Here is a 15927-nt window from a genome sequence, read left to right as displayed (position 1 = left end):
CGCCATGTCGTTCACCCTTCGCCCCACCGTCTTCGCTGCTGCCGCCGCGACACTGACCCTTGCCGCCTGTGCCCAGCAGCCCGCGGGCGATCCGATGGGCGGTATCCCGGCCAATGACTACGTGCTGGTCGGCATCGCCAACGGCACGGTGCCGCTGCGCAACATCACCATCACCGTGCGCCCCGAAGGCGTGTCGGGCCGCGGGCCGTGCAACGGCTATGCCGCCAAGAACACCGCCCAGCTGCCCGCCGTCGCCTTCGAGCCGCTGCAGACGACCGGCGTGTCCGACTGCAAGGATGCCGCCGTCGAACAGCGCTTCTTCAACGCCCTGCAGCAGGCCAACGTGATGGAATATTACGGCGGCGTCCTGCGCATCAAGGGGCCGACCTGGCTGATCTTCGAAAGCGGCCGCCCCGCCAACCTGCAGACCGACGCCCTGTCAGCGGCACGTGGCAACGAGTGATCAAACCGGCGGCTGGTCCCTGTCGCGGGCCAGCCGTCTGACCAGACGATCCCGCGCGGCGGGCAGATGGCGGCCGACCAGTTCGGCCCCCAGACGGTTTTCCAGGAAATGCCCAGTGATCGCCAGCCCGTCATGCAGGCCATGGGCGCGGTTCGTATCCGCGCCCCCCATGATGGCGGGCAGCGGGAACAGCCGGTCCGCCCATTCCCCCGCCCCTTCCCGGCTGACCGCGCGGCCCGATTTCGGACTGACATAGGCCAGACCGTCGCGCGCGCCCGTCACCGCACAGGATGACAGGTCCAGCCCGAAGCCCATCTCGTCCAGCAGGCGCATTTCCCAAGCCAGATACAGCGGTGCCCAATCCCCGCCCGCCTCGATCAGGTCCAGAAGGGCCTCGGTCTGTTCGACAAGCCGGGGATGGGGGTCGCGTTCGGGCAGGGCAAAGACCAGCAGCGCGCAGATGGCGTTCAGCCCGGCCAGCGACAGCGCATCACCCATCAGGCCGGGACGCAGGCGCAGGGGTTCGGCGGTGATGGTGCCCAGCTGATCGGCCTGGCGCGCACGCCAGCGCAGGGCCAGCCGGGAACCGGGCTGCAGCATCGCGGCCCGCGTCCGCGATGTGCCGCCAGGGACCACGCCGGCATGGCGGCCATGTTCCAGCGTCAGCACATCGATGATCACCGCCGTTTCGCCATGCGTGCGGCGTGCGATCACCGTTCCTTCAGCCTGCCATTCCATCACCGCCTCCGATCCGAAGGGCAGCTTGCGACAGGCAGGGCCGCAGGGCCAGACGCCGCAGCGTTCCGGCCCCGCAAATTCGCGTCAGGCGACCAGCATCGCGCCGCCTTCGGCATGGCGTTGGGCCATGTCGCGGCCCACGCGTCCCTTGACCAGCATCCGCGCGGGCGGGGCCTGGTGGCCCTCATCGGCCAGCATGGGGAACAGCGCCAGGATCTCCTCGCGCGCGGCGGGGCCGACCGACAGCAGGGCCTCGGGTCCGGTATAGAGCGATTCGGTCGGCGCCCCGTTCGAGACGACGACCTGGTGCTTGTCGAACAGGAAATGCGTATAGCCGACCCGGTCCAGGTCATCGGCGGCGTCGATGCCCTCCAGCAGCGTCAGCTGCTTGGCGGCGACCAGCACTTCGGTCGTGCCGAACATCTGCTGCGCGATGGCCGAACGGACCAGCACGCGATGCTGCGGCGACACCAGCAGGTCGGCCTGCGGCAGGCCACCGCCCAAGGCGCCGGCGCGGATGCGGATCGGGCGCATCCGGGGCATCGCGGCCAGATCGACATCGATGCGTCCGATCCAGCGGATGGGCTGAGGACCGTCGTCCAGCGTCGCAACCCTGTCGCCCACGCGCAGATCCTGAACGGGCACCTGGCCGTCGGCGGTGCGGATCATCACGTCATCGGCAAAGCAGACGAAATTCGTCACCGGGCGATCCTGCGTGAAGGACACCGTCGTGCTGTTGCTGATGCCGTCCACGCGCAGGGACTGGATCGGCTTGGCCTCCAGCTTGGCGACGTCGGCGGGGGCGACCGAGGGCGCAAGATAGGTGTCGCCATTGGTCATCTGGATCACACGCGCGGCGATCGTCGTCGTCGTCCCGTCCAGATAGGTCAACGTGGCGTTGTAATAGACCGCCGCGTCATGGGTATAGGTTTCTCTCGTGCCGTCTTCGTTCAGGTCGATGCGATAGGTGTCGTTGGCGGCAGTGTTGTTGTTGTCCATCACCCCCGCGGCGCCGCCATTATTCGTGGTGGCGGCCGAAAAGATCTGTTTCGACAAGGGCTGGGCGCTGGAACCGAAAATGCGGCCCGTCAGCAGTGCCGCACCTTCGGAATCGTTGTCACCTTCGGTCGGATCAAGAACCTGCGTCAGTCTTCCAAGATAAAGGGCGTTCCATGTCGTTGCCATGAGATCAATCCAGTCATTTCAGTCAGAAATATCGAACGAGATGCGCCCCCATCAACCAAGGCACGGGAAGCGCTTATCATATGATAGCCCTTGCATGAAACAACTTTGGGTAGAAACAGCGGGAATGCGCCGCGCATGCCCACCTTCGCGGCGCGGCTGTATGCCTGCCGTGGTCGCGGCCTATTGAATGCGCGCGGCGGTGGGTGCGATGGCCCGGCGACGGCGGCGCGCCTGTCCGACCAGCGTCGCCGTATAGACGACCAGCGCCGCCCAGATCATCGGAAAGGCGATCAGCCGCGCGCCCTCGAAGGGTTCGCGGAACAGGATCACCGCGCACAGGAAGATCATCGTGGGGGCGATATATTGCAGGATGCCGATGGTGGACAGGCGGATCAGCTTGGCCCCGTTGGCATAGAACAGCAGCGGGATCGCGGTGATCGGGCCGCAGGCGATCAGCATCACCGTATCAAAGGTCGTGGCACCGAAATGCGCCTGTCCCTGCAGCGCCTGCCAGATCAGGAACCCGGCGGCCAGGGGGGTCAGCAGCAGCACCTCCAGCGTGAAGCCCTGGTTGGGGCCAAGCGGCAGGCTTTTCTTGAAATAGGCATACATCCCCCAGCTGAGCGTCAGCCCCACCGCCACGATGGGCAGGCTGCCCGCGCTGACCGTCAGGATGACCACCGCGCAAGCCGCCAGCGCGATGGCCGCGATCTGGCCGCGCGACAGGCGTTCGCGCAGCAGCGTCGCCCCCAAAAACACGCTGAACAGCGGATTGATGTAATAGCCAAGCGCCGCATCCAGTGCGTGGTCATGGGCGATCGCCCAGACATAGATCGTCCAGTTGACCGAGATCAGGACCGCCGTCAGCGCCGCCATGCCCAGCATGCGCGGACTGCGCAGGGCGGCGCGCACCTCGGCGGTGCGGCCTTGCCAGATCAGCACGCCCGCCGCGATGGGCAGCGACCACAGCACGCGATGCGCGATGATTTCCGCCGCCGGCAGATGCGACAGCGCCTTCATGAAGACCGGCAAAACACCCCAGATGGCATAGGCCGTGATCGCAAAGATCAGGCCCTTGGGCGAATCGGTCTGGGGATCGGGAATGCTGCTCATGGCCACGTGCATATTCTGCAAACGGAAACCGCGCCAGAACTTAGAACAGGCCGTCCTGATCCAGCAGGGTCCGCCCCTCGCGGCTTTCGATTTCCAGCACCCACAGGTCGGGGTCGCGGGACCGCTGGCGGGCGATGGCGGCGTCGATGTCGCGTTCGGGGCCGCCATTGACACGGACCCAAGGGCGCGTGTCGCTGTCCATGTCCCATTCGCGCATCCACAGATCCGCCTGCCCGTCCAGGCGCGCGCATTTCACCGCGACCGCGCCTGCCGTGTCGTCGCCCCGCGCCGTGACATAGGCGGGGATGTTGGCCTGTCCCAGACGCGCCAGATAGGCCGCGACCCAGATCCCGGCGGCCAGCCTGGCTTCAGGCATTCCCGTCGCGGAAATTCAGCCCCATCTCGTCATAGCGTTCGGCCTCGTTCAGCCAGTTCTCGCGGACGCGGACCTGCAGGAACAGGTGGCAGCGACGGCCCATGAACTCCTCCAGCTCGACCCGTGCGGCCTGGCCCACGGCCTTGATCGTCTCGCCGCCCTTGCCCAGCACGATGCCCTTGTGGCCCTGACGCGCGACATAGACGACCTGTTCGACCCGGGCGCTGCCGTCGTCCTTTTCCTCCCAGGATTCGGTTTCCACCGTCAGCTGATAGGGGATTTCCTCGTGCAGGCGCAGGGTCAGCTTTTCGCGGGTGATCTCGGCGGCAATCATGCGCATGGGCAGATCGGCGATCTGATCCTCGGGATAGAGCCAAGGGCTGAGGGGCAGCGTTTCCGACAGCCAGCGACGCAGACCACCGCAACCATGGCCGCGCTCGGCCGAGATCATGAAGGTTTCCACGAAGGGGAAGGCCGCGTTCATCTTGGCCGACAGCTCCAGCAGGGCTTCGGCCTTGACGCGGTCGATCTTGTTGATGACCAGCGCGACGGGGGTGTGTTCGGCAACCTGCGCCAGCTGTTCCAGGATGGCCTGGACGCCGTCGGTCAGACCGCGATGCGCCTCGATCAGCAACAGGACGATGTCGGCATCGGACGCCCCGCCCCATGCGGCGGCGACCATGCTGCGATCCAGGCGGCGCTTGGGGCGGAAGATGCCCGGCGTGTCCACAAAGACCAGCTGCGCGGGGCCGTTGACGGCGATGCCGCGGATGCGGGCACGCGTCGTCTGCACCTTGTGCGTCACGATCGCGACCTTGGCGCCGACCATCTGGTTCAGCAGCGTCGATTTTCCGGCATTGGGTTCGCCGATCAGCGCGATGAAACCGGCGCGGGTCGGGCCGTGATCCTCGGGGGTGTCGGTCGGGTCCAAATCCTGTGTCATGTCATTCCTTCCAGCCGGGCCAGCAACGCCTGTGCGGCGGCCTGTTCGATGCTGCGTTTCGTTCCTGCGCCCTGCGCCTGGGCGTGACGCCCATCGGCCAGGCGGACGGTGATGCGGAAGACCGGCGCATGGTCGGGGCCGCTGCGTTCGGTCTGTTCATAGACGGGGGGTGGCATGCCCTGGGCCTGGGCCCATTCCTGCAGGGAGGTCTTGGCGTCGCGGCTGTCATCCTCGACCGTATCCAGGCGGCGCTTCCAGTGGCGCAGCACGACCCGGCGGGCGGCGTCGAACCCCGCATCCAGATAGACGGCGGCCAGCACGGCCTCCATGCCGTCGGCCAGCAGCGCATCCTTGCGCCGCCCCCCCGACAGCATTTCCGAACGGCCCAGCTTCAACACCTCGCCCAGGCCGATCTGGCGGGCGATGGCGGCGCAGGTCTCGCCCTTGACCAGGGCGTTGTAGCGGGGCGCCATCTGGCCTTCGCTGGCCTTTTCATCGGCAAAGAACAGCGCCTCGGCCATGACCAGGCCCAGGACGCGGTCGCCCAGGAATTCCAGGCGCTGGTTGTCGGGGCGCGTGACGCTGGCGATCGAGCCGTGGGTCAGCGCGCGCAGCAGCAGTTCGGGCCGCGCAAAGTCGTGGCCCAAGCGGTCCATGAAGGCGCGGATGTCGGCGCCGGGGGTCACTCCACCGCCTTGAAGAAGCGGTCCGGACGCCAGGTCCAGAAATACAGCAGCGAACGTCCCGCCGACGAGAACATGATCCGGTCCGCGCGGCCGATCAGATATTCGGCAGGAACAAAGCCCAGGCCGCCGATTTCCTGCGGGAAACGCGAATCCTCGGAATTGTCGCGGTTGTCGCCCATGAAGAAATACTGGCCTTCGGGGACAGTGAAGGTCGGCGTGTCATCGGCCACCCAGCCATCGACGATGTTCAGGATGGAATGGCTGGCCCCGCCGGGCAGTTCCTCGGTCGCGCGCTGCTTGACGCAATCGCCGCCCTGTCCCACCGGGTCGTTGACGCAGCGCGGCACCAGGCCCTGGGGCCCCTGCTGTTCCTTCGTCTCGACGAAATCGGGGGCCGGGGTGACGGGGACTTCCTCGCCGTTCAGCCACAGGCGACCGCCGCGCATCTGGATGGTGTCGCCGGGCAGGCCGATGACGCGCTTGATGAAATCGACGTTGCGGGTCGGGTGGCGGAAGACGGCCACATCGCCGCGTTCGGGCTCCGAGCCCAGGATCCGCCCCGAGATCGGGCAGGCCGAAAACGGGCAGGAGACGGCCGCATAGCCATAGGCCATCTTGTTCACGAACAGGAAGTCGCCGATCAGCAGCGTGTCCTTCATGCTGCCCGAAGGGATCCAGAAGGGCTGGAAGAACAGCGTGCGGAAGATCCCCGCGATGACAAGCGCCCAGAAGACGGTCTTGATCGTTTCCCAGATGCCGTCCTTTTTCGGGACCGTACTGTCGGCCATGATGTGTCCGTTCCTTCCTGGCACTTGTGCAGCCTGCCCGCACAGGCGTGTTCTTGATCCCCGACGGGGGGCAAAGTCAAGTCTGGGCGGGTCCGGGGCGGGCCTCGATCACCACGAAGGCCTGGGCCCAGGGGTGGTCGTCGGTCAGGGTGACATGCACGACCGCATGATGCCCCGCGGGCGTCATCGCCGCCAGTTTTTCGGCCGCCCACCCGGTCAGGGCCATGACGGGCTGGCCGCTGCGAAGGTTCGTCACCGCCATGTCGCGCCAGCTGATGCCCATGGCAAGCCCCGTCCCCAGGGCCTTGGAGCATGCCTCCTTGGCGGCCCACCGCTTGGCCAGGGTCCCGGCCTCGTCGGCGCGGCGGGCCGCCTTGGCCAGTTCGGTGGCCGTGAACACCCGGTTGCGGAACCGGTCGCCAAAGCGGTCCAGCGTGCCCTGGATGCGGTCGATATTCGCCAGATCGGTGCCGATGCCCAGAATCATGCCGCGGGTCCGGATGGGTATTTGGTCAAAGGAGAGATCACGCCCGCGCCGCGTCCATGCGCGCGCGCATTTCCCGGATGGCCCCCTCCAACCCCAGAAAGACGGATTCCGAGATCAGGAAATGGCCGATGTTCAGTTCCCTGATCTGCGGGATCGCGGCGATGGGGGCGACGGTGTCATAGGTCAGGCCATGGCCCGCATGCACCTCGAGGCCCAGGCTGTCGGCCAGTTCGGCGCCCCGGCGCAGCGCGTCCAGTTCCGCGTCGCGTTCGGCGTGACGGCCCTCGGTATCCAGATCGCAATAGGCGCCGGTATGCAGTTCGACCACCGCCGCGCCGATGCGGGCGGCGGCGCGGATCTGGGCAGGTTCGTGGCCGATGAACAGCGACACCCGGCAACCCGCCTCGCGCAGCGGCGCGATATAGCCGGCCAGCGCATTGTCGTTGCCCGCGACATCAAGGCCGCCTTCGGTCGTGCGTTCCTCGCGCTTTTCGGGGACGATGCAGACGGCGTGGGGGCGGTGGCGCAGGGCGATGGCCTGCATCTCCATCGTCGCGGCCATCTCGAAGTTCAGGGGCCGGGTCAGGTTGGCCATCAGCGCATCGATGTCGGCATCGCTGATATGGCGGCGATCTTCGCGCAGATGGGCGGTGATGCCATCGGCACCGGCTTGTTCGGCAATGCGGGCCGCGCGCAGGGGGTCGGGCCAGGGCGTGCCCCGGGCGTTCCGGATGGTGGCTACGTGGTCGATATTGACGCCAAGGCGCAGCATGGGATCCTCCGCAAGAGTTCCGGCGCAGTCTAGCGGGCGTCGGGCGGGGATGCCAGTTCGGTCGGCACCGCCCACCAGCCTTTGCGCCCAAGCGTCGCAGCGGCGGCTTCGGCGCAGGGTGCGCTGTCGAAGATGCCAAAACAGGTGGCGCCGGACCCCGACATGCGGCTGAAGCCCGCCCCCAAACCGTCCAGCGCCCCCAGCACCTGGCCGATCACCGGGGCGACGGACATGGCCGGGGGCTGCAGGTCGTTCCGGGTGTCGCGCAGCCAGGCGATCAGTTCCCGCGCATCGGCAAAGGTCGGGATGGGCGGCAGGGGCGGATTGTCGCGTTTCGTCATGGCCGCGAAGATTTGCGGGGTCGGAATGGCGATGCCGGGATTGACCAGAACCAGGTGCAGCGCGGGCAGATCGGCCAGCGGGGTGACGATCTGGCCCACGCCCTGCATGCGCGCGGCCCGCGATCCGATGCAGACCGGCACATCGGCGCCCAGCCTTTCGGGCGCATCGGGCAAGGGATGGCCAATCCGCGCCAAGCCACGCAGGACCGCCGCCGCATCGGCCGAGCCGCCGCCGATGCCCGACGCCACCGGCAGGTTCTTGGTCAGCCGGATCGCCGCCTGCCCGCCCGTCATCCGCGCCGCACGCAGGCACAGGTTGTCGTCATCGACCGCCAGTCCCGCCGCAAAGGGCCCGTCGATGGACAGCGACAGCGGACCGGGCGTCAGCGCGATCCGGTCGCCTACAGCCGCAAAGCAGACCAGCGAATCCAGCAGGTGATAGCCGTCGTCCCGACGCCCCGTCACATGCAGCGCCAGGTTCAGCTTGGCCGGCGCATCGATCCATAGCGGCGCGTTTGCGGTCATTCCGAGGCTTCGGTGGCGGGTTCCGGGTTGTCGGGCTGGGGCAGCGGGGTTTCGGCATCCTTGCCTTCGTCTTCCAGCACCGCGGTCAGGCCGCGATCCAGCTTGTCGCGGATGCGGTCCAGATCGACCTCGCCCGAACCCGCGGGGGCCAGCGACAGGGCACGTTGCCACTGGATCTGCGCCTCACGCTTGCGGCCCACCATCCAATAGATGTCGCCCAGGTGATCGTTCACCACCGGGTCCGAAGCCATGGTGCCGATCGCCAGCTCCATCGGGGCCACCGCTTCCTCATACCGGCCCAGCCGGTAATAGGCCCAGGCCAGGGAATCCTGGATATAGCCGTCATCGGGCGACAGCTTGACGGCCTTTTCGATCATGGCCAGCGCCCGGTCCAGGTTCTCGTTCCAGTCGATCCAAGAATAACCCAGGTAGTTCAGCAGGCTGGCCTGATCGGGGCGGATTTCCAGCGCGGCCAGCATGTCGGCTTCGGCGCGATCGAACCGGCCTGCACGCTCCAGCGCGATGCCGCGGGCATAAAGCGGGAACCAGCGCATCTCGGCGGGCGCATCCTCCAGCAGCTTCAGGGCCTTGTCATAGCTGGGGATCGCGGCCTCATAGTTTTCCTTCTGGCGCATCACGTCGCCAAGCGCGATCCAAGCGGGCGCCATGTCGGGATAGGCGGCGGTCAGGGCCAGCGCCGCCTTTTCCGCGGCATCGGTGCGGTCGGCACGCGCCAAGGCATCGATGCGCGACAGTTCGGCCTGCGGGCGCATCTGGCCCATGCGGCGGACGGTCTCGAACTCATCCTCGGCCAGGTCGAACTGCTGACGTTCCTGCAGGAACTGGGCGACCATCAGATGCGCCTCGGGGTTGTCGGGGGCGATCCAGACGGCCAGCCGGGCGTGGATCAGCGACAGCGGCTCGGGATCGGCGCCACCCGACAGCGCGGATGCAAAGGACAGCAGCAGATGCGCGATGCCGTCCTTAGGACCTTCGACCACGTCGAAGGCGATGGGTTCGTCATCCTGCAACTGCTGGCGCAGGGCGGCCAGCTGGGGTTCCTGATCGGCGCCGTTCAGGTTGTCCAGCAGGGCCAGCGCCTCGTCGCGGCGATCCAGCTGGGCCAGGATCTGGACCTGCGACTGGATGCCCAGCAGATGGCCGTTCGCCTCGGAATCCTGCATCAGCGTGCTGGCGGCCTCGTAATCGCCGACCAGGGCGCGGGCCAGGGCCAGGTGATAGTTCACGATGGGCAGGATGTTGGCGTTCTGGCCCATCTCCTCGAAGGCCTCGATGGCGTCGGAGGCGCGGCCCGCCCCCAGCATGGCCCAGGCCCGGATGATGCCGTCCAGCAGGTCGTCCTGCAGCGCGACATCGGATTGGCGGTGTTCGTCGATGAAGGCGATCAGCGCGTCCCATTCGCCGTCGCGGACCAGCTTGGCGCGACGCACCAACCCGGCCAGTTCGGTGTAATGGTCCTGTTCGATCAGGCTGTCCGACAACGCGACGGCCTTGTCCACATCGCCGGCCGAGGTCAGGGCGACCAGCGCGCTGTCCTGCAGATAGGTATCAGCGGGATCCTTGGCGGCGGCCTGCGCGAAATACCGGGCGGCGGCGCGGAAATCATTGTCCACGGTCGCCAGACGCGCGGCCAGATAGGGGCCGGCCAAACCGTCGGTCAGCGGGGCCTTCGCATCCGTTTCGTCATGCTGGGGACGGGCGGCCGGGCGCGGCTCGGTCTGTGCCCAGGCTGGCATGGCCAGACCACCGGTCATCGACATCAGGACAGCGATCAGTGCCAACCGCGAGGAAACCGGGCGAATTTTGGTCAGGGTCACGAAGGCGCCTTCCGGAAATCACATTTGCGTTTCCGCAAGCCTAGCGGTCCGGCAGGGGCGTCGCAACGCCCCCACCCCGCACCATGCATCACATGTTCGGGTAATTCGGCCCGTCACCGCCCTGCGGGGTCGTCCAGACGATGTTCTGGCTGGGATCCTTGATGTCGCAGGTCTTGCAGTGGACGCAGTTCTGGAAGTTGATGACGAAGCGCGGGCCGTCGGCATCCTCGACCACCTCATAGACGCCTGCGGGGCAATACCGCTGCGCGGGTTCGGCATATTCGGGCAGGTTGACCGCGATCGGCACCGAAGGGTCGCGCAGCTTCAGGTGGCAGGGCTGGCTTTCCTCGTGGTTGGTAAAGCTGAAGGCGACGTTCGTCAGCCGGTCGAAGGACAGCTTTCCGTCCGGGCGGGGATAGTCGATCTTCGGGTAATCCTTGGCCTTGCCGGTGGCGGCGGCGTCGGTCTTGCCGTGCTTCCAGGTGCCAAAGGGGTTCCAGCCGGTGACATTGGCCACCCACATGTCGATGCCGCCCAGCATCAGGCTGGCCGACAGGCCCAGGCGCGACCACATCGGCTTGACGTTGCGGACCTTCTTCAGGTCGTTGCCGATCACGCCCCCGCGCACGGCGCCGTCGTAATCCTCCAGCCGGTCTCCTGCGCGGCCCGCCTTCAGGGCGGCGGCGGCGGCGTCTGCGGCCTCGATGCCCGAATGCATGGCGTTGTGGTTGCCCTTGATGCGCGGCACGTTGACCATGCCCGCGCTGCAACCCAGCAGAACGCCACCGTCGAAGGACAGCTGCGGCAGCGACTGCCAGCCGCCCTCGCTGATGGCGCGCGCGCCATAGCTGATGCGCTTGCCGCCCTCCAGCAGCTCGGCCACCATCGGGTGGTGCTTGAAGCGCTGGAATTCCATGTAGGGATAGAGATGGGGGTTCTGATAGTTCAGGTGGACGACGAAGCCCACCAGAACCTGGTTGTCCTCCATGTGATAGATGAAGCTGCCGCCGCCCGCGTTCTTGCCCAGGGGCCAGCCCATGGTGTGGATCACGCGGCCCTTCTGGAACTTCTCGGGGGAAACCTCCCAGATCTCCTTCATGCCCAGGCCGAATTTCTGCGGGTCATGGCCGTCCGACAGGTTCAGCCGCGCCATGATGTCCTTGGCCAGCGATCCGCGCACGCCCTCGGCGATGAAGACGTATTTGCCGTGCAGCTCCATTCCCGGCTCATAGCCGTCGCCGATGCTGCCATCGGGGTTGCGGCCGAATTCGCCCGCGACCACGCCCTTGACGCGATCACCGTCCCAGACCACCTGGCTGGCGGCCATGCCGGGGAAGATCTCGACGCCCAGCTCCTCGGCCTGTTCGGCCATCCAGCGGCAGACATTGCCCATGCTGACGATGTAATTGCCGTGGTTCGACATCAGGGGCGGCATCGGCCAGTTCGGGACGCGCATCTGCCCGCCCTCGCCCAGCACGAAGAAATTGTCGTCGGTCACGGGCGTGTTCAGCGGCGCGCCCTTTTCCTGCCAGTCGGGGATCAGCCGCGACAGGCCCGACGGGTCCAGCACCGCGCCCGACAGGATATGGGCGCCGACCTCGGAGCCCTTCTCCAGCACCACGACGGAGATCTCGGGGTCGATCTGCTTCAGGCGGATCGCGGCCGAAAGACCCGCGGGCCCCGCGCCAACGATCACGACATCGTATTCCATCGATTCGCGTTCGATCCCGGTCTGATCAGTCATCCGCTGGTGCCCTCCCTGGCAATCTGGCAGAGACAGGATTAGCGCGGCTTGCCGACAGGGGCAATCGTGACGCCGCGAAGCGATGGGCCGATTGCTGCCTGATTGACCAAGCAGGCTTGCATTGCTGTCGCTTTTGGGGTCACGATGCCTGCGAACAAGGTTCAGCGCCCCTGCCATCCGAATGGCGGGGGCGTTGCCTTAGGACTTGCATGCAAACCGCATCCCATAAGGACAGGGCAGCGATGGATAAGATACCGATGACCCGCAAGGGCTGTGAACGGCTCGAACTCGAGATGGGCCACCTGAAATCCAAGGAACGTCCGGCCATCATCCGCGCCATCGCCGAGGCGCGCGAACATGGCGATCTGTCGGAAAACGCCGAATATCATGCAGCCCGCGAGAAGCAGGGCTTCATCGAGGGCCGCATCAAGGAACTGGAAGGCATCCTGTCGCGCGCCGAGGTCTTCGACCCCGCCAAGCTGTCGGGCAGCATCAAGTTCGGCGCCACGGTCGACCTGGTAGACGAGGATACCGACGAGGAGCGCACCTATCAGATCGTCGGAGAGGCCGAGGCCGATATCGAGAATGGCCGCCTGAACGTCCGCTCGCCCCTGGCCCGCGCCCTGATCGGCAAGGACGAGGGCGACAGCGTCGAGGTCGTGACCCCCGGTGGCCAGCGCAGCTACGAAATCATCGCGATCCGGTACGAGTGATCCCATGTCGGTGATTGCACGCATCTCAAGCCTTGCGACACGCGATCGCATCACCACGGTCGGCCTTGCGCTGACGGGGGGCTGGCTGTTCCTGGTCGCCCTGTTCTGGCTGCTGGCCCCCGGTGGCGAAGGATCGGCCGGCGGCATCGCGCGCCTGGTGTCCGCGATGGGGGTCATCCTGCCGGTGGCGCTGGTCTGGCTGGGGGTTTCGCTGGCCCGCCAGGTCGCCATCCTGCGCGCCGAGGCCGATGAACTGCGCACGCGCCTGAACCGCATGCGCGGCACGCCCGAGCCGGTCGGCGATACCGCCGAACCCGCGCCCGCCCGTGATCGCAAGCCCGCGCCCCTCGCGTCGGCCGCAAGGCCCGCGGCCCTGCCGACGCGACCGCGCCCCACGGCGCCCGAACCGGCACCCGCCCGTACCGAAACCCGCGCGGATGCACCATCCGGCCAGGCCGTGGATTCCATCACGCTGATCCGGGCGCTGAACTTCCCCGACGGTCCCGAGGATCAGGACGCCATCGACGCCCTGCGCCTGGCGCTGAAGGACCCTGCCAATTCGCGGGTCCTGCGGTCGGCGCAGGACGTGGTCACGCTGCTGGCGGGGCGCGACGTCTATATGGACAACCTGCCCCCCGAACCCGCTCGCCCCGAGGTCTGGCGCCGCTTCGCCGCCGGCGAACGGGGCAGCGCGGTTGCGGCCCTTGGTGGCATCGACGATCCCGATGCCATGGAGATCGCCGTCGGCATGCTGGAACAGGACGAGATCTTCCGCGACACCGCGCATCACTTCCTGCGCCATTTCGACGGGTTGATCGGGCGCGTCGTGCCAGGTCTGGACGACATGCAGATCTCGGTCCTGGCCGACAGCCGTTCGGCGCGGGCCTTCATGCTGCTGGGGCGCGTGTCGGGGATCTTCGGCTAGGGGGCGATGTCGCGGTGCAGCACATGGACCTGCCCCCACCAGGGCAGGCCATAGCGCCCGCGACATTCCAGCCCGAAGCCAAGCGCCCGATAGAAATCAAGCGCGCCGGGGTTCGACGACCGGACCTCGGCGCGCAGACCCGCAAAGCCGCCCTGCCCTGCCAGCGCCAGTGCACCTTGCACCAGCGCCCGCCCCAGACCCATGCGCCGGTCGATCACGGTGATGCCGTCGATCACCAGGTCGCCCGTCGGTGGCGCAGGCCGATAGAGCCAATCGCGCCATCCCCCGTCCTGCCGCCAAAAGCCGCCCTGCGCGTCGCGCAGCCCCATCACCCCCAGCACCCGGTCCCGCCTGTCCAGCGCGACAAGCCCGCGCGTCGGATCATACCCGCCCCGCCCCGTCGGGCGGCCGCCGAAATGCGCACGCCACAGCCGCGCCGCCTCGGGCAACGCCTGTGGCGGGATCGGGCCCAGAATGCGGGCCGGTTCGGCTTGCCATGGGTTGCGCGTCATGCAAGCAAGGTGCCGCGAACAGCGACCAGACGAAAGTGCCATGTCACCCACGCCCCATCCCCGGCCCGACAATGGGCAAGCGCCCGCCGACGCGACCTCGGCCAGGGCACTGGCGCGCAGCCCAAGGGCCGCGTTTTGGCACGGCGTGACGCAATCCCTGCCCTTTCTGGTCGTCATCCTGCCATTCGCGGTGCTGTTCGGCGTCGTCGCCACCGAGGCCGGCCTGAACATCACGCAGGTGATGGGATTTTCGGTCCTGGTCCTTGCGGGCGCCTCGCAATTCACGGCAGTGCAGCTTCTGTCCGACAATGCGCCGACCATCGTCATCCTTCTGTCGGCATTGGCGGTGAACCTGCGGATGGCGATGTATTCGGCATCCCTGCTGCCTTGGCTGCGCGAGGCGACCGCGCGTCAAAAGGCCTGGGTGGCCTATGTGCTGATCGACCAGACCTATGCGCTGTCGATCCAGCATTACGAACGGCATCCCGGGCTGAGCATGCGCCAGAAACTGGCCTATTTCGCCGGGGCGGCACTGGTGCTGTGCGCGCCCTGGATGGCGGGGACATGGGCGGGGGCGGCGCTTGGCGACATGATCCCCGAGGATATCGCGCTTGATTTCGCGCTGCCCATCACCTTTCTGGCGATGATCGCGCCGATGCTGCGCACGGTGGCGCATCTGGCGGCCTGTTTCGTGGCCATCCTGGCGGCGCTGCTGCTGGCGGGGCTGCCTTCGGGGCTGGGGCTGCTGATCGCGGCGCCCCTGGGAATGGCGACCGGCGCCATCATCGAAGCGCGGAGCGAAGCGCGCGCGGCACGTCAGGCGGGGCAATGACCATGCAGGCTTCGGCATTTCAGATCTGGCTGATCATCATCCTGCTGGGCATCGGGACATACCTGCTGCGCTGGTCGTTCCTGGGCGCCCTGGGCAATCGCGAACTGCCCGGATGGGTGATGCGGATGCTGCGCTATACGCCGGTTTCGGTCCTGCCCGCGCTGGTCGCGCCGCTGGTCGTCTGGCCCGCGGCGACAAACGGCGAAACCGACCCGTCGCGCATCGCGGCGGCGGCGGCCACCGTGGCGGTGGGTGTCATGACGAAGAACGTGATGCTTTCGATCGCGGCCGGAGCGATCACGCTGTTCGGGATGCTTTACGTCCTGGGATAACCCGTGATCGTCCCGTCCTTCTGCTGCAGCAGGACGTCATGGTTGTTGGCGGGATCGCCGTCCATGCTTTGACGCGACCGCACGTTCGGCAGGGTCAGGAACCAGTTGCGCAGCTTCAGCGGCGAAAAGCCCCGCGGCGCGGCCTGGAACCCCGGCACGCCCGACAGGACGGTCCCGGTTTCCACGGCGCAGAAGCTTTTGTTGGCGGCGCCGTTGGCCTCGGCCCGGCGGATGGCGATGTCGGCCACCTCGCGCGGGACGAAGACGGTCTCCTCGGCGACGTAATAGGTCTCACGCGCGTGGTAATCGATATAAAAGTTCTTGAAGTTGTCCGTGATCCCGTAAAGCACGTCGTGGCGTTCGGGGATGTCGGGATGGCGCCAGCTGCCCGCCGGGTCATAGATGACGCGCTGGCTGCCATTGATCATCAGGGCGGAATGCCCGCCCTCGCCACGCGGAATCCCGATGACGGTCAGCAGCGTGATCGAAGGCGGCTGGTCGGACACGAAACGCGCCGCGCGCACCCGTTCATCGCTGGCCCAGATATTGTCGGCGCCGCAGGCAGCCAGCACCGTGGGCAGCGCGGCTGCCAGGAAGACGCGTCTTTTCATGTC

19 protein-coding genes are annotated in these 15927 nt (G+C 67.1%); 5 read left to right on the top strand and 14 right to left on the bottom strand.

Going from position 1 to position 15927, the window contains the following annotated elements:
• Positions 1–4 precede the first annotated feature (4 nt).
• On the top strand, positions 5–463 hold the full coding sequence (locus IE00_RS04125) for an META domain-containing protein (RefSeq protein ID WP_072295809.1): 459 nt from the start codon (positions 5–7) through the stop codon (positions 461–463).
• On the opposite strand, the gene recO is transcribed toward IE00_RS04125, so the two are convergent.
• The 12 genes from recO to IE00_RS04065 all read right to left on the bottom strand — a co-directional run bounded on the left by recO (position 464) and on the right by IE00_RS04065 (position 11999).
• The gene (gene recO, locus IE00_RS04120) at positions 464–1204 is read right to left on the bottom strand and encodes a DNA repair protein RecO (protein ID WP_072295808.1); all 741 of its coding nucleotides are present in this window, start codon (positions 1202–1204) and stop codon (positions 464–466) included.
• A gap of 81 nt (positions 1205–1285) precedes the next feature.
• Positions 1286–2386 carry a Hint domain-containing protein gene (locus IE00_RS04115; protein WP_072295807.1) on the bottom strand — a complete coding sequence of 367 codons (1101 nt, stop codon included), beginning with the start codon at positions 2384–2386 and terminating at the stop codon, positions 1286–1288.
• A gap of 180 nt (positions 2387–2566) precedes the next feature.
• Positions 2567–3499, bottom strand: a complete 933-nt coding sequence (gene rarD, locus IE00_RS04110; protein WP_072295980.1) for an EamA family transporter RarD — start codon at positions 3497–3499, stop codon at positions 2567–2569.
• Between the two features lie 40 nt (positions 3500–3539).
• Positions 3540–3875 carry a DUF1491 family protein gene (locus tag IE00_RS04105; RefSeq protein ID WP_072295806.1) on the bottom strand — a complete coding sequence of 112 codons (336 nt, stop codon included), beginning with the start codon at positions 3873–3875 and terminating at the stop codon, positions 3540–3542.
• Positions 3868–4818 carry a GTPase Era gene (gene era / locus IE00_RS04100; RefSeq protein WP_072295805.1) on the bottom strand — a complete coding sequence of 317 codons (951 nt, stop codon included), beginning with the start codon at positions 4816–4818 and terminating at the stop codon, positions 3868–3870. Before era ends, IE00_RS04105 begins: the two co-directional genes overlap by 8 nt.
• Positions 4815–5474 carry a ribonuclease III gene (gene rnc, locus IE00_RS04095; protein WP_072295979.1) on the bottom strand — a complete coding sequence of 220 codons (660 nt, stop codon included), beginning with the start codon at positions 5472–5474 and terminating at the stop codon, positions 4815–4817. The genes era and rnc overlap by 4 nt, the downstream gene beginning before the upstream one ends.
• Before the next feature lie 26 nt (positions 5475–5500).
• Entirely contained in the window at positions 5501–6292 is a 792-nt protein-coding gene (lepB, locus tag IE00_RS04090) for a signal peptidase I (protein WP_072295804.1), read from the bottom strand.
• A 76-nt stretch (positions 6293–6368) separates the two neighbouring features.
• A complete protein-coding gene (gene acpS / locus IE00_RS04085; RefSeq protein WP_072295803.1) occupies positions 6369–6779 on the bottom strand; it encodes a holo-ACP synthase in 411 nt (136 codons plus the stop codon).
• 37 nt (positions 6780–6816) lie between these two features.
• Positions 6817–7551 (bottom strand): pyridoxine 5'-phosphate synthase, encoded by a 735-nt coding sequence (locus tag IE00_RS04080; protein ID WP_072295802.1) that lies wholly within the window; start codon positions 7549–7551, stop codon positions 6817–6819.
• A gap of 29 nt (positions 7552–7580) precedes the next feature.
• A complete protein-coding gene (locus tag IE00_RS04075; protein ID WP_072295801.1) occupies positions 7581–8417 on the bottom strand; it encodes a 4-(cytidine 5'-diphospho)-2-C-methyl-D-erythritol kinase in 837 nt (278 codons plus the stop codon).
• The gene (locus IE00_RS04070; protein ID WP_139291313.1) at positions 8414–10255 is read right to left on the bottom strand and encodes a tetratricopeptide repeat protein; all 1842 of its coding nucleotides are present in this window, start codon (positions 10253–10255) and stop codon (positions 8414–8416) included. Before IE00_RS04070 ends, IE00_RS04075 begins: the two co-directional genes overlap by 4 nt.
• A gap of 88 nt (positions 10256–10343) precedes the next feature.
• Positions 10344–11999, bottom strand: a complete 1656-nt coding sequence (locus IE00_RS04065; protein WP_072295800.1) for an electron transfer flavoprotein-ubiquinone oxidoreductase — start codon at positions 11997–11999, stop codon at positions 10344–10346.
• 242 nt (positions 12000–12241) lie between these two features.
• On the opposite strand from IE00_RS04065, the gene greA reads away from it, so the two are divergent.
• Positions 12242–12712, top strand: a complete 471-nt coding sequence (gene greA / locus IE00_RS04060) for a transcription elongation factor GreA (RefSeq protein ID WP_072295799.1) — start codon at positions 12242–12244, stop codon at positions 12710–12712.
• A 4-nt stretch (positions 12713–12716) separates the two neighbouring features.
• Positions 12717–13637 (top strand): hypothetical protein, encoded by a 921-nt coding sequence (locus IE00_RS04055; RefSeq protein ID WP_072295798.1) that lies wholly within the window; start codon positions 12717–12719, stop codon positions 13635–13637.
• On the opposite strand, the gene IE00_RS04050 is transcribed toward IE00_RS04055, so the two are convergent.
• Positions 13634–14149 carry a GNAT family N-acetyltransferase gene (locus IE00_RS04050; RefSeq protein WP_170864076.1) on the bottom strand — a complete coding sequence of 172 codons (516 nt, stop codon included), beginning with the start codon at positions 14147–14149 and terminating at the stop codon, positions 13634–13636. The two genes, IE00_RS04055 and IE00_RS04050, sit on opposite strands and share 4 nt — an antisense overlap.
• 40 nt (positions 14150–14189) lie before the next feature.
• Between IE00_RS04050 and IE00_RS04045 the strand changes: the two genes are divergently transcribed.
• Both IE00_RS04045 and IE00_RS04040 read left to right on the top strand, forming a co-directional pair.
• Positions 14190–14981 (top strand): AzlC family ABC transporter permease, encoded by a 792-nt coding sequence (locus tag IE00_RS04045; RefSeq protein ID WP_083554038.1) that lies wholly within the window; start codon positions 14190–14192, stop codon positions 14979–14981.
• 2 nt (positions 14982–14983) lie between these two features.
• A complete protein-coding gene (locus tag IE00_RS04040; RefSeq protein ID WP_072295796.1) occupies positions 14984–15313 on the top strand; it encodes an AzlD domain-containing protein in 330 nt (109 codons plus the stop codon).
• Here IE00_RS04040 and IE00_RS04035 read toward each other — a convergent pair.
• A complete protein-coding gene (locus IE00_RS04035) occupies positions 15298–15924 on the bottom strand; it encodes a hypothetical protein (protein WP_072295795.1) in 627 nt (208 codons plus the stop codon). The two genes, IE00_RS04040 and IE00_RS04035, sit on opposite strands and share 16 nt — an antisense overlap.
• Positions 15925–15927: the final 3 nt, after the last annotated feature.

The sequence above is a fragment of the Paracoccus sp. SM22M-07 genome (assembly GCF_001887735.1).
Lineage (GTDB): Bacteria > Pseudomonadota > Alphaproteobacteria > Rhodobacterales > Rhodobacteraceae > Paracoccus.
The sequence above is the reverse complement of the archived record's forward strand: the minus strand, read 5'-3'. Positions and strand labels throughout refer to the sequence as shown.

What these genes read in the sequence shown, in the direction of transcription:
- rnc (WP_072295979.1), bottom strand. Translation starts at nt 5,474, where the DNA reads ATGGACCGCTTGGGCCACGACTTTGCGCGGCCCGAACTGCTGCTGCGC.
- era (WP_072295805.1), bottom strand. Translation starts at nt 4,818, where the DNA reads ATGACACAGGATTTGGACCCGACCGACACCCCCGAGGATCACGGCCCG.
- IE00_RS04040 (WP_072295796.1), top strand. Translation starts at nt 14,984, where the DNA reads ATGCAGGCTTCGGCATTTCAGATCTGGCTGATCATCATCCTGCTGGGC.
- IE00_RS04050 (WP_170864076.1), bottom strand. Translation starts at nt 14,149, where the DNA reads ATGACGCGCAACCCATGGCAAGCCGAACCGGCCCGCATTCTGGGCCCG.
- IE00_RS04105 (WP_072295806.1), bottom strand. Translation starts at nt 3,875, where the DNA reads ATGCCTGAAGCCAGGCTGGCCGCCGGGATCTGGGTCGCGGCCTATCTG.
- lepB (WP_072295804.1), bottom strand. Translation starts at nt 6,292, where the DNA reads ATGGCCGACAGTACGGTCCCGAAAAAGGACGGCATCTGGGAAACGATC.
- IE00_RS04065 (WP_072295800.1), bottom strand. Translation starts at nt 11,999, where the DNA reads ATGACTGATCAGACCGGGATCGAACGCGAATCGATGGAATACGATGTC.
- IE00_RS04045 (WP_083554038.1), top strand. Translation starts at nt 14,190, where the DNA reads ATGTCACCCACGCCCCATCCCCGGCCCGACAATGGGCAAGCGCCCGCC.
- IE00_RS04055 (WP_072295798.1), top strand. Translation starts at nt 12,717, where the DNA reads ATGTCGGTGATTGCACGCATCTCAAGCCTTGCGACACGCGATCGCATC.
- acpS (WP_072295803.1), bottom strand. Translation starts at nt 6,779, where the DNA reads ATGATTCTGGGCATCGGCACCGATCTGGCGAATATCGACCGCATCCAG.
- IE00_RS04080 (WP_072295802.1), bottom strand. Translation starts at nt 7,551, where the DNA reads ATGCTGCGCCTTGGCGTCAATATCGACCACGTAGCCACCATCCGGAAC.
- rarD (WP_072295980.1), bottom strand. Translation starts at nt 3,499, where the DNA reads ATGAGCAGCATTCCCGATCCCCAGACCGATTCGCCCAAGGGCCTGATC.
- IE00_RS04035 (WP_072295795.1), bottom strand. Translation starts at nt 15,924, where the DNA reads ATGAAAAGACGCGTCTTCCTGGCAGCCGCGCTGCCCACGGTGCTGGCT.
- IE00_RS04115 (WP_072295807.1), bottom strand. Translation starts at nt 2,386, where the DNA reads ATGGCAACGACATGGAACGCCCTTTATCTTGGAAGACTGACGCAGGTT.
- IE00_RS04075 (WP_072295801.1), bottom strand. Translation starts at nt 8,417, where the DNA reads ATGACCGCAAACGCGCCGCTATGGATCGATGCGCCGGCCAAGCTGAAC.
- IE00_RS04125 (WP_072295809.1), top strand. Translation starts at nt 5, where the DNA reads ATGTCGTTCACCCTTCGCCCCACCGTCTTCGCTGCTGCCGCCGCGACA.
- greA (WP_072295799.1), top strand. Translation starts at nt 12,242, where the DNA reads ATGGATAAGATACCGATGACCCGCAAGGGCTGTGAACGGCTCGAACTC.